Origin of the sequence: Sporosarcina limicola (assembly GCF_014873855.1) — a bacterium.
Taxonomy (GTDB): Bacteria; Bacillota; Bacilli; order Bacillales_A; family Planococcaceae; genus Sporosarcina; species Sporosarcina limicola.
Genome location: NZ_JADBEL010000050.1, coordinates 1 through 12654 on the forward strand (window position 1 = coordinate 1; position 12654 = coordinate 12654).

The following is a 12654-nucleotide window of genomic DNA, read 5'->3' on the forward strand; positions in this document are numbered from 1 at the left end:
TCGATACTTAAAAGGTTGAACCGCCGTATACCGAACGGTACGTACGGTGGTGTGAGAGGTCGGCTGATCAAATAATGATTAGCCTCCTACTCGATGAGAGTAGCTTTACGGCGATGAATAAAGCGAATTAACTTCTAAAAACGGACTAACCCTTGACGATTCCCAAACGAATGCATGAGTTAATTATTGAGTGAAATTGATTTAAGATTTTTATTGTGGTCGTTTTAAAAAAAGTAAGCTGTACACCAGGAGCGGGGGAAACCTTGCTTCTTTTTTTATTGGACAGGATCATGCAGCTATCCACCAAGTCAGGGATATGGCCCATTATTCATCCGGACACTTCCACAATCAAATAAATACCGTAACCAATTATAGTAACCGGACCATCTACCCGCAGGAAGGAACGTAATCAAAACCCATGCCGTTTGAGCAGTTCGGAATAGTAAGGAGTGGTGAATGCCTTGGATGGAGATTAAGGAAGGATAGATAAGGGCTGTCGCGTAGCGGCCGTTTTTTTGCTTTTTATCCGTAGATATGTACTTCTGTATAAAATAAACAGAGAGCTCCATAATAAGAACAATGTTAAAAATTCATTTTTAAGTAACACGTGTGCATATACTAAACTTCTATGCTAAAGTAATCGGAGGTGGAGAAAAATCAGTGATTTTAGTTGGGAATTCAAACGATATATTAAAAATAAGGGAGGAGGATCTAATATGTATGGTTTTAGAACGGAACAATCACAAGAATATAATCATTCTTTGATTCAAAATTACAATGCTTTGTGTGAGGATTATAATGAATTGAAAAGTGAAGTACAAAAGTTATATATTGAAGGTTTGGATAGTAGTAAGTATACACATAAGTTATTAAATCATATTGATAATATAGCAATCGATGAAGAAAGTAAGAGCTATTATAGTAAGTATGAAATTAGCAAAAATAAGATTATTAAATCACATTTAAATAAAAGTTATTGTCTTAATAATAATATCGATAGACTTTTTGATGCACGAAAAAAGATGTTAACACGACGACTTAAAACATTAAATATAGATAGTATTGGAACCACGTTAAATATAATAAGAGAATTTTATAACGATGTATATATTGATGTTGAGAGAAACAAAATTGATATTATAGATAATAATTATAATTATAATTTTAATGAAACATTTACAATGAGTATGGATAACGTCGTTGTAAAAGTGTGTAAAAGTGAGATAAAAATCAAGTTAGAAATAGGTGATTATTAATGGAAGAGTTAGAAATACTTGATATCAAAAAAACCTCTATAAATTATTATTGTACTGAATTAGATAAATTATTGGAGAAGGGATTTGCGAAAGCTGATTACTCTGTAGTATTAGGAGAATTAAAGGATGATGTAAATATAAAAAAAGCTGAGATTAACTTTATGTTATTCCTCAATACAGAAGAATTTGTTGATTTAGATAAATCGCAAAACATTGATGCCAAAATTGAGCTAACATATATAATGATATTTAGCACCTCAAATGATTTAAATGAAATAGATGATAAGATGATCATGGTTCATATCGAACCTTATATAAGAAAAGAATTGTTTGATTTTTATTCCGAGATTGGTTTACCTACAATACCTCTCCCTTATAGGTTCTGGAATCATGATAAAAAGAAATAAACACATTAAGAATATTAAAATATATAATAAAAAACATATAAGTTTTAAAGAATTAAAAAGAACTCCGTTCTTTTCTTATTTTGATAAGCAAAGTGAATATCGATTACCTTTATTTGAAGCATTAATTAATATTGTAAGAGACTTTAATCCTTACGATCAAACGGCTTTCGTTGAATTTGAGGAGTTGACAGAAAGTCATTTTGAATTTGCTGAAATAAATTCCAGTAAGGATATTCCTGTGGATATTAAATACGAAATAATAAAACAATTATATTGTATTTATCAAAAGAGAGAATTTTTGGAGTTCAGAGGAAACTTTGTAGAGTATACAATGGTTTATCTGGAAAAATCAAACGAAAGTAAGATTTATCATGAACCATTATTTTATCACAAAAGAAAAAAATTGTTTAAGAGAGAATTTCCGGGCTGTAATTGTCTTATTGATATAGTGAAATTACATAATACCACTAAGAGTATTTCTTTAATTGAATGTAAAGCTGATCTAGATGTTCGAATAAAGAGGATGAATAATAAGGGAGATAAGTTTAAAAATAAATTAAGTTTGATGAATGCGTTGGAAAATGTGTTAAATGAGTATTCAAATTTTAATCAAGAGAAAATAAGTGTAAGTAAATCTCTAGCATCAATTAAAGCACCTATCCGAAGGTTACCTGGGGAGTATAAGAATTTTGTTTACATAAATCTATTTGACCAATTCAGACTAAAAAAGAAAAATGTAAGTTAACTTTAGGTTATAAAAACGGTCGGGTTGCTTCCGAAGTAGGCCATTCCTTCACCATTCACACCAAGACGTTCATTCCGTAGGTGGGGAATATGACAACCGTACATAATGGAACGCTTGTAAACCTATTGTGGGATGTCGTAGGCAGTATAAAATGGATTTTTTTCAATATAAACACACTTCAAAGTTAAGCGGGTGGGAATTGATACCGAATTGAATTTGTCGTGAATTTGTCGTGAATGGATTTGGTTTCTGTTTAATGCGGTTTAATCAGAAGAAGGAAAACGTTGATATATCGGGTTTTCTTACTGACGATTTCAATCCATGCCACCACCAAATGAATGGGCGGCATGATGTAAGATAGCTAAAGAACCCTGTAACATTAGGTTTCACGCTATATGTCACCATTTTTGATGCCTAAAACTTATTTTTGATCATTATAGAGCAAGGCTTCTCATTAGTTGACCAAACTATTGAGAGGCCTTTTTTGTTTTTCTTTTGTAATGTGTAAATAAACTTGTTTCCATTGCGTTGGCAAAGAACAGGATTAGAATGTATAATACAATGTAAGGATTATAAATTGAACGTTTGGTGAAAGGGAGGATTCTGTACGTGAAGATTCAAAACCCGCACGATAAATTTTTCAAAGAAACGATGGGAAATTTGGAGACGGCAAAAGATTTTCTCGCGAATTATTTACCCGAATCGGTTATGCGAGTTGTGAACTTAGACACCTTGGAGCCGCAAAAAGACAGTTTTATCAGCCCAGAACTTGAAGAAAGTTTCTCCGATTTATTATTTGAAGTAGATATTTCGGGAAAAGAAAGCTATCTCTATTTTCTATTTGAACATAAAAGCTATCCCGATAAAGGCATCGCATTGCAGCTTCTAAAGTATATGATTGAAATATGGGAAGCGAAAATGAACAAAGAGTTTGTAAAGGGATTACCAATTATTATTCCGCTTGTCATGTATCATGGCACATCCCACTGGCGCACAGTTTCCAGCTTGGGAGAGATGCTGCTCGGATACGATGAACTTCCCGAAGACTTGAAAATCTACGTGCCAAACTTTAACCACGTGCTTTATGATGTTTCTGTTTATGCGGATGAAGACATTAAGGGTAATGCAAAAACGCGAATCTTATTGACGCTTCTCCGGGATATCTTCACGAAAGACGGCGACAAACTGCAAGAATCTATAATTCGTTCGATTCGATACTTGAATGAATTGGAAGACAGGCAAACAGGGACGGAATATTTAGAAACAATCATACGTTACGTCTTGAGTGCCGGAAATTCGTTAACTAAACGCAATGTTAAACAAATGATTACCCAAATTGAAATGAACTATCCTGAAGGGAGTGAAATGACCATGACAATGGCAGAAATGTGGATGGAAGAAGGCATGGAAAAAGGGATGGAAAAAGGGTTGGAAAAAGGGATGAAAAAAGGGTTGGAAAAAGGGTTGGAAAAAGGCGGAGCGGCTGCTTTATCCGAAACTGCGATTCAACTTCTGACTGAAAAATTTGGCAAAGTACCGCAAGATATGAAAGATGGCATATCAAAAACAGATACCGCTATTTTGAAACTTTTGTTAGTGAATAGTTTTAGATTTCAAGAATTAGACGAGGCCCGAAAATACATTCAATAATGAAGTTTACAAAGCTGCGGTTAACTACCTAAAAAAACACCTATGGAATCATTATTCCATAGGTGTTTTTCTTTTCTATAGGCTCTTATGGACAGTATATCCGTCAGGCCTTGGACAGGAGACTCCATCAACAATCGGACCTTTGAAAGTAGCATTAACAAATAATCTTGTTCAATTACCTGGCAGTTAGTTTAATAAGACCCCTTCCATCTGTTTAATTGTGTGCTAGCTCATGTTATAATGAGGAACTTAGGATAATTACGACTTTTACTCATAATTGAACGGATGCTAAAAAAAGCCTCCGCCTACGGATAAAATATGGAGGTGTGAGAATGAATAAACGATGGACGATCGGTAAAATTGTAGAATTTGTTGAGAAAAATTCGGAAAGTAAGTTGTTAACGACGGAATATCACGGTTTTTCACAAAAGTTACTATTTAAATGTGCATGTGGTAGTAACTTTGAAAAAACATTTACGAAATTTAATAATAATAACCAACGTAAATGTGACGTGTGCCAACCGCCAAAAGCGTCACACAACGTATAGAGAATAAACGAAGTGCTAATTTCTATTAAAGAGAAATTGGTGCTATTTTTATTGGCCATAAGCGCCATGAAATTACTTTAAATATGAAGGCCTTTCATCAATTCATTGAATTGTTGAGAGGCACTTTTTCTAATCCTCGTGATGAACCTTCGGCCACTTAAAACGTATCGTTTTTGAAGTGGGTGTTAGTTGGCACGACTGAAAATGCAGTGTTTAGTCAGCTGTTTGCGGCGCTAATCGCATATGTACTACTAATCTAGCTTCACCAACAGACAAAGGCTTCAATTTATAGACCAAAACTATCGCCTACGTCTTTTCTACGAATGTTTCTGGAGGACACACACCATTGATTTGGAAGGATACGATGGCTTTTTTTCTGTATAATTACTTTGCAAGTGACAGGACTTGTCTACCTAATTCTGGATAATCAACACGTCTGCATAAATGCAACTCACAGGATTATATAAAGTTGATAGGTAAATCGAAAAACAACTCCATTCTTCATAGAATAAAGGCAAGGCCGGTGCAGTAACTAAAGTAGGGTTAACCTTTCATAAGTGGTATCCGTATTGGGTGGGACAGTCTGTGATGCACAGTGGTCGTTAGAGTCAGACTAACGGGCTTTAAGAGACGGTGACTAACAAAAGGGCTATTTAATGGAGTAATACCTTGATTCTAAGCGTTGCAAGCAACTGTAACAGAAGGCATTGTAAAAACATTGTTTTTCTTACCATCAGTTCGAGAACAAAGTACCAACATGCATTAAGTGGATTCCAGCATAACACTCATGCGCTTAGAGGGTGGTTTTGCTGACAAATGGTAGTTTGTTATAGGATAATGGTGAAGTCTTTGATGGCAAAATATTATGGGGATAATTCAGGAAAAAGGAAGTGCTAAATGATGAATTTAGAAATGGTGATGCAGGAGCTTGAAGTCCTTGGCAAGGAACGAACTAAAAAAATCTACATATCCAATGGCGCACACGAGCCGCTTTTCGGCGTGGCTACAGGCGCTATGAAACCAATCGCAAAGAAAATAAAAATAAACCAGCCTGTAGCTGAAGAGCTTTATGCTACAGGGAACTATGATGCAATGTACTTTGCAGGTATTATTGCAGACCCAAAAGCCATGACTGAGTCGGATTATAATCGTTGGATGGATGCGGCGTATTTTTATATGCTATCCGATTTTGTAGTGGCCGTAACTTTATCAGAGTCAGATATCGCACAAGAAGTTGCTGATAAATGGATCGCAAGCGGTGAAGAGCTGAGAATGTCGGCGGGCTGGAGTTGCTATTGTTGGCTTTTAGGGAATCGACTAGACGTTGAATTTTCGGAAAGCAAGATTTCCAATATGCTTGGCATTGTGAAAAATACGATTCACGATTCGCCAGAACGAACGAAATCCGCTATGAATAATTTTCTGTACACCGTAGGTTTTTCATATTTGCCGCTACATGAAAAGGCAATCGAGACCGCAAAGGCAGTAGGTATAGTAGAAGTCAAACGGGACAAGAAAAAAAGCAGTTTCCTAAACGCTTACGAAAGCATTCAAAAAGAAGTCGATAAAGGAAAGATTGGTTTTAAACGTAAGCATGTAAGATGTTAAAATTAGCCTCGCAGCGTAAAACGATCTTTAATTATCCAGGGCATTGATCCAACAAGGATTTATCGCTATTTTTGTTGGAAATCTTAAACTCCCATGAAAATAAAAAACCCTTATTATTGATAATAACGCATAACAAAAAAGATGAACCTTGAGAATGACAATTTTGAATTGATCGGTAAATAAAAAATCAGCCCCATCCTTCGGAGAATATAGGCAAGGCTGGTGCAATAACCAGAATAGGATTAATCTCCTATAAGTGCTACCCGTATTGGATGCTACAGTCTGTGATGCACCGTGGTCGTTGGGGTCAGACTAAAGGATGGCTCTATGGCACCATAGTTCATCGACCTTCTTCGCGAGCCGTAGTATCCAATATCCGTTCTGCATACGTTTTTATCCTTTGTGGTGTAGCGCTGATTTTGCGATACACGTATGGCTAACGGGAGCGTTACTGGAAGAAGGAATAGAAGGAAGATATCAATTCGGAAGAGGTGGCGAACATGGTGAATATAATTCCCTTCAAAACTAGGTAGCAATTAGAAAGTGAAAAAGCATGGCTTCTTTTTCACTTGAATGTAAATTTCAAGACTATTAATGCATAAAAAACTCCTTATAATTAGGTTTGGTAGTCCTGTCCAAATCCCTAATTATAAGGAGAAATCTCATGGACAGGGATAACGCAAAAATCACAATAAATGAACTGTCAAACGAGTTAAACTAACAATTTTTTAGTAGAATTTCAAACGTCATGGATCTAGATAGATACGTAAAGAAGTTGACGGCGTGTAAGTTTCTTCAACTTTTTATTATTGCTCAAATGAATCAACGGGATAGTTTAGCATATTTATCGAAATTTGTGAGAGACGAGAAAGATCTTCATACTCAGGTCGAAATGGGAGCAATCAGTACGTCTCAACTTTCAAGAAAACAAGGCATGTTATCGACTGGAGGTTTTGGGGAGGTTTTCCAGTATCTTGTAGCCGAGATTCGAATCCGGATGAAACAAACACCATTCATCCATAATTATAAACAGCTGCACGTCATTGATTCGTCAACAATGCCTATGAGCCTCTCTCAATATCCATGGGCAACTTTCAAAAAGATGAAAGCAGGCGTCCGACTTCATATGAAAATCGTTGTCACCAAAGAACTGATTGTACCCAACAAAGCCGTTCTATTACCGGCTAAACATACCAATCGAACACAAATGGATGAACTCATTACAATCGATTCCGGTGCGTTATCCCTCTTTGATCGAGGATATCTGTTCGATCAGTATTCCTTTGAGAACGTGCAATTCATTACATGGCTAAAGGATAAAGCAAAAATCGAAGTGTTGACCGAACAAGAACCTAATCTGGAAAACCTTATTTTTCAGGATGCAGAAGTGTATCTCGGAAGCGAAGTGAACGGGACGAAGACGCAGAACACTTTCCGTCTATATAAGTTGAATTTAAGTTTTACACTTTTGTTGATTCCACATATGCTTGTTTGACGCGTTTGTTTCAACTATTCAAGTATAAATGGGCCGTTGATCTTTCGTTCAACTTATATAGTTAGAAAATCAATCTTTTTCCGTAGCTTCACCCGCAGTTTTTTAGCGCAGACATTCGCGGCGGAATGGAAAAGTATGGTTGTCGATTTCCTATGTCGTTTGAGGGAATACAGTGAAAGAGGTTGACCTGTATTTGGTTAATCAACAGACGTGTTAGGAAATGGTATAGTCTAAGTGAGTAATGCAATATGTTTTGACCGTATAGGGTGGATTACTAATGGAGGAAACGCGGATTTCAATTTGATATATAACGTAAAATTCATGGGGGGATTTTGATTATGAAAAGCTGGTCAAAGGAAATAGAAATCAATGCGCCAATTGAACGAATTTGGGAGCTCTTTAATGGGTCGTTAGAAGATATGCAAAAGATCATGCCGCAAGTGGTTGACAATCAGCCGATAACAATAACAGATGATATGGTTGGAAGTATGTATTTGCAAAAGTACAAAGAAGGAAAGCGTATCATGGAGTACAACGTGGAAACTTTGGCTTATTTGGATTCGTCGAATGAAAAAAAGGTGAAAGTCGGTTTTACCATAGCTGAAATGTTTGAGATTACGGCGCAATACGAATTGGTCAAGCTAGATGATCATAAAACTCATTTTAAATATACAACTACGAATCGTCCATTAAAATGGTTCATTAAATTGTTTTTATTATTCTCAAGCGATAAGGTTGTCATCCAGTTTGTGGAACGAGTGAAAAAAGTGGCTGAATCTGAAAGCAGTTAAAAATTCAAGATTCGCGATGAAGAAAAATAATTGACTCTCAAACGAGCAGCATTTATAATTACCCTACAAAATAAATATTTCAACTTCCTTTAAGGGGAGTAGCAATACAGCAAAGTCGTCAGCACAGGGTCTGAACCCTCGGCATTGTTGGCAACTACCGTTGTTTGCGAGACCTTACCGATTATTTGGTGAGGACTTTTTTATTTCTAGAGGCGCTATGATCAGATATTGGTTATAGCGTCTCTTTTAATTCAAATAATATACTGGAGGACAAGCCTTGAATACTTATTTAGTACTTGCAAATACAGTTATCATTAACAAGAAAAATCGTCTAATTAGTTATGGTGATTCTCTAAAACTAATTGGGACGGGAAGAAGTGCATTTGTTTTTAGAATAAAGTCATCAAATAAAGCAATTAAAATATTTTTCCCTGAATTTACTTATATTGCAAAAGAAGAGGCTGGAATTTATAAAACACTTCAAAATATCTCCTATTACCCATCAATTCATGACTTAGGATCAAATTATATTGTCATGGATTACATTGAGGGGCTTACCCTTTTTGAATGTATGACGCATGGAAAGCTCATAACGTCAGCTCATATAAAAGAAATCGATCATGCACTATCATTAGCTGTAGCCGAGGGATTAAATCCTTCCGATATTCACTTGCGAAACATTTTTATCACATCTAATGGTGAGATAAAGATCATTGATGTCGCACGTTTTAGACAGCGGAAACATTGTAGGCAATGGCATGATCTTAAAAAAGCTTATTATCAGCTTTACCGCAAACGTTTTTTCCCAAAGAGAATAACTGCTCTACACTTAAATACAGTTGCTATCCTTTATAAAAAAGGACTTTTACCATCTTATAGAATAAATAGAATACCATAAATTTAAGTGAAAACCTATAATTCTCATGCCTTCAAAAATGGGATGGATCAGTTTGTTTTTTAATACTGACGTACATGATGTCATAATTAGTGTGTTATTATCTCAAACAGATGGGCTGATAAATCGTGGAATGGGAGGAGTGAAAAAGATGAAGCTGGATCGTATGTTAGGAATTACGATGGAGCCATGGGGGACCAGTCCGCCTTGTTAATGAATAAGCTTTCCAGTCTGTAAGCTGCTCTGCTGAATGGAGATAACAGAGTTCTATGAAAAGAAGAGTTTAATCGTCACCTCGAACTTGGAATTTAATCAATGGAATCGTATTTTCATCAATAGTAGGTTAACCGCAGCGCTAGTTGATCGACTCATTCATCACGCACATATCGTTACATATAGTGGAGAAAACTTCCGAATTAACGAATGCGTTATCACGTATCAACTAAGACAAAATCTTTGGTGGCAAAACTGTGTACAAAAGATTGCAATACACTGTACTTTTTCCTTGAAAAGTACAATAATAATATAATGAAATACAATAATATTTTAATGTAAAACGATATAATATATGTTAAAGTCAAATTAACAATAAATAAGTGAGGTGCTTTTTATGAAACGAGGAACAACACTCTTTTTAAAGATAGCTGTTATTCTTATTGGAATTCCAGTTCTAGCTTTGTGCATATTTTTGGTGCCTAAGTTCGGAAATTTTGCTGGAGAATTGTATCCAGATATTGCTTATATGAAATCTCTCGTTTTAATCGATATGTACGCGGCAGCGATACCTTTTTACTTTGCTCTGTATCAAGCTTTTAAACTTTTAAGCTATATTGACAAGAACAAAGCCTTTTCGGAGCTATCTGTAAAAGCTCTAAAGAAAATCAAATACTGTGCAATCATAATCAGTACTTTGTATGTGGTAGGTATGCCACTTTTTTATCTCGTGGCGGAGATAGACGACGCCCCGGGTATTATACTAATCGGATTGGTCATTATTTTTGCTTCCATGGTGATTGCAGTCTTCGCTGCTGTTCTTCAAAGGCTTTTACAAGTAGCCATCGATATAAAATCAGAAAATGACTTAATGGTCTGAGGTGAATAACATGGCAATTATAATCAATATTGATGTGATGTTGGCTAAAAGGAAAATGAGTGTTACAGAACTTTCGGAGCGGGTTGGAATAACGATGGCCAATATTTCCATATTGAAAAATGGAAAGGCAAAGGCGATTCGACTATCAACTTTAGAGGCGATTTGTAAAGCTTTAGAATGTCAACCAGGAGATATTTTAGAATACCGAAGTGATGAAGACATCTAAGATTAATATAGTGGGGATATTTAACATTAAGAGAGTATTACAGAACAATAGATGCGACCATATTTATGACCACAAAAAGTATATAACCCCGTATTATTTAGTGCAAACGGAAATGTTGAAATCTTGTAACTACTTAGGTAGGCACTATTTGAATGTGAATTCTCCACGTACGACGGAGATAAGCGAGGACAGTATACTATGGTTTTTTTACGAAGTATGGAAATAAATCCGCGAATTTGGGCAAATTGTTTAGCCCCTTCTTTTGTACGGAAGTGCCTAGTATTCAGTATGTCGTAATTGTGTACTCACCGATGGATTGTTTCCCCTTTCTTTCGAAAAGTCCCATCATCCTACTCGACCTTGTGAGTTGCATTTGTATTGTACTTATTTTCGAGAATTAAGACTCAGGGCTATCCCTCCGCAGTTTATTATCACTGTTTCACAGGTACTGTGCCCTTACTCGCACAAGAATAAAGTTATTTCGGTTCGTTGATTTTGAACCTTATAAACACCGGTCCGATTATAATCGTATAGATGAGCGTTTCTTGCTTTTCACGTTCCAATTAACCTAGCTGTACATATATCTTTAGGTGGTCGCTTTGAGCCTGAGGAATTATAGATTCGTTGTTATCTATCCCGAATTTCATAACAAGAACTCTTACTCTTCAGTATTTCACCCCAACGAGTGAGCTACACCTTTCGAGTGTAGTAGTATTCTAGACCCGTACCTCCACAACTTCGTCAGTTCTTAATAGAACATTCTCACCATTGATATTTTATAGCGTCCCGACCTATCTATAACCCTATTATTGCAGCAGCTATAACTTAGGTTATATTCAGCCGACTTTACCTGGCTTCGCACGATTGAAAACTATAATTCTTAATCGCACGCAGGAGTATCAGACAGTTCGTTTCAGCTCAAGATGACGGCTTTCATTCCGAATTTCAGTTAATTAGTTATATTTCATTTAAGAAATCTCACATTTCGTGCCTAAGCACTTATAGTGAAACGTGTCGCATTTTTGTATACCTTTTTAGCCTATTTTCGTAGGATGAATGACTATGGGACTTATTTGAAGAGCTTTTGGACGTTATCATTACTGCACTAACCGAAATCGGGTACTGTTGACATTCAGGCCTTTAAAAAGTCTCCTGAATATAGACACATCAAGGAGCTATTTGAGGACTCCTTTTTGGGAAATCAGTTAGTTGGGGACGATAAAGCTGCTTAAAGACCCAAAATGGAATCGGGGAAAAATCTTATGATGGCGTGAGAATTCAGCGGTGCGAAACTTAAGATACTGTTTATGCAAAAATAGAGGTGGACAAAATTGGTGGAATATGGGATAATTGAATTGTAAGAATTATCGGCCGATATTCTTTGTAATAGGTTTATAGTTTTCTGTTTTCAATATAATAACAATTACTGGGATGGAGGAAAAATTTATGAAGAAATTTAAAATGTTGGCTTTAAGTCTGATCGCTGCTTTGAGTTTAGGGTTATCAGTAACTGTGTCAAATGTCCAAGCCTCTGAAAGCGTTGTACCACTAATTACTCAAGCTTCAGATCAAATTTATGCTACAAGAACAGTACCATATACACATACATCAGCCATGTGGGTTACCGAAACCAGAAATGGAAAAAATTACTCGGGGTATGTTTATAATCGAGGATTTGCTGACTCCAGTGGACACTATTCTTTTTTTGCCGGGTGGCTTTTAGCGGGTTCTCACGCAGATCCATATCTACTAGAAGATAAATAAACTATAGAATCTAAAACTGCGACTTTTAATAGTACCCCTTATAAGTAGATAGTGTTGTGAAACTGCACTATTGTAGGTAGCCACGTCTGTTGATTAGCTAGTTTTTCCCAATAAAAACATAGAAAAAAGACACCCAATCTGATACGATGTAAAGCAACTAAACCAACATCGATATT

At 35.9% G+C, this 12654-nt stretch carries 13 protein-coding genes and 2 pseudogenes; all 15 read left to right on the forward strand.

The features are described from left to right. The first annotated feature begins 716 nt into the window (after positions 1 to 716). The gene (locus H4683_RS20470) at positions 717 to 1256 is read left to right on the forward strand and encodes a hypothetical protein (protein ID WP_192600676.1); all 540 of its coding nucleotides are present in this window, start codon (positions 717 to 719) and stop codon (positions 1254 to 1256) included. Beyond that, on the forward strand, positions 1256 to 1663 hold the full coding sequence (locus H4683_RS20475; protein WP_192600677.1) for a hypothetical protein: 408 nt from the start codon (positions 1256 to 1258) through the stop codon (positions 1661 to 1663). The genes H4683_RS20470 and H4683_RS20475 overlap by 1 nt, the downstream gene beginning before the upstream one ends. Next, complete coding sequence (locus H4683_RS20480; protein ID WP_192600678.1) at positions 1647 to 2408, forward strand: hypothetical protein; 762 nt, start codon at positions 1647 to 1649, stop codon at positions 2406 to 2408. The genes H4683_RS20475 and H4683_RS20480 overlap by 17 nt, the downstream gene beginning before the upstream one ends. Positions 2409 to 3017: 609 nt before the next feature. Further along, a complete protein-coding gene (locus tag H4683_RS20485) occupies positions 3018 to 4058 on the forward strand; it encodes an Rpn family recombination-promoting nuclease/putative transposase (protein ID WP_192600679.1) in 1041 nt (346 codons plus the stop codon). Positions 4059 to 4390: 332 nt separating this feature from the next. After that, positions 4391 to 4606 carry a hypothetical protein gene (locus H4683_RS20490; protein ID WP_192600680.1) on the forward strand — a complete coding sequence of 72 codons (216 nt, stop codon included), beginning with the start codon at positions 4391 to 4393 and terminating at the stop codon, positions 4604 to 4606. A gap of 900 nt (positions 4607 to 5506) precedes the next feature. Continuing rightward, a complete protein-coding gene (locus H4683_RS20495) occupies positions 5507 to 6214 on the forward strand; it encodes a DNA alkylation repair protein (protein ID WP_192600689.1) in 708 nt (235 codons plus the stop codon). A 748-nt stretch (positions 6215 to 6962) separates the two neighbouring features. Continuing rightward, positions 6963 to 7709: a hypothetical protein gene (locus H4683_RS20500; RefSeq protein ID WP_192600681.1), complete on the forward strand. Its 747-nt coding sequence runs from the start codon at positions 6963 to 6965 to the stop codon at positions 7707 to 7709. A 338-nt stretch (positions 7710 to 8047) separates the two neighbouring features. Then, a complete protein-coding gene (locus H4683_RS20505; protein WP_192600682.1) occupies positions 8048 to 8500 on the forward strand; it encodes an SRPBCC family protein in 453 nt (150 codons plus the stop codon). A 277-nt stretch (positions 8501 to 8777) separates the two neighbouring features. After that, positions 8778 to 9398, forward strand: a complete 621-nt coding sequence (locus H4683_RS20510) for a protein kinase family protein (RefSeq protein WP_192600683.1) — start codon at positions 8778 to 8780, stop codon at positions 9396 to 9398. 52 nt (positions 9399 to 9450) lie between these two features. Then, a complete protein-coding gene (locus tag H4683_RS20515; protein ID WP_192600684.1) occupies positions 9451 to 9609 on the forward strand; it encodes a hypothetical protein in 159 nt (52 codons plus the stop codon). Positions 9610 to 9651: 42 nt separating this feature from the next. Next, a pseudogene (locus tag H4683_RS22640) lies at positions 9652 to 9825 on the forward strand (ATP-binding protein); the annotation flags it as partial. Positions 9826 to 10005: 180 nt separating this feature from the next. After that, a complete protein-coding gene (locus tag H4683_RS20525) occupies positions 10006 to 10488 on the forward strand; it encodes a DUF2975 domain-containing protein (RefSeq protein WP_192600686.1) in 483 nt (160 codons plus the stop codon). Positions 10489 to 10498: 10 nt separating this feature from the next. After that, a complete protein-coding gene (locus H4683_RS20530; protein ID WP_192600687.1) occupies positions 10499 to 10714 on the forward strand; it encodes a helix-turn-helix domain-containing protein in 216 nt (71 codons plus the stop codon). 1022 nt (positions 10715 to 11736) lie between these two features. Beyond that, a pseudogene (locus H4683_RS22565) lies at positions 11737 to 11946 on the forward strand (IS4 family transposase); the annotation flags it as partial. A gap of 214 nt (positions 11947 to 12160) precedes the next feature. Continuing rightward, the gene (locus H4683_RS20535) at positions 12161 to 12478 is read left to right on the forward strand and encodes a hypothetical protein (protein WP_192600688.1); all 318 of its coding nucleotides are present in this window, start codon (positions 12161 to 12163) and stop codon (positions 12476 to 12478) included. The last annotated feature ends 176 nt before the right edge of the window (positions 12479 to 12654 follow it).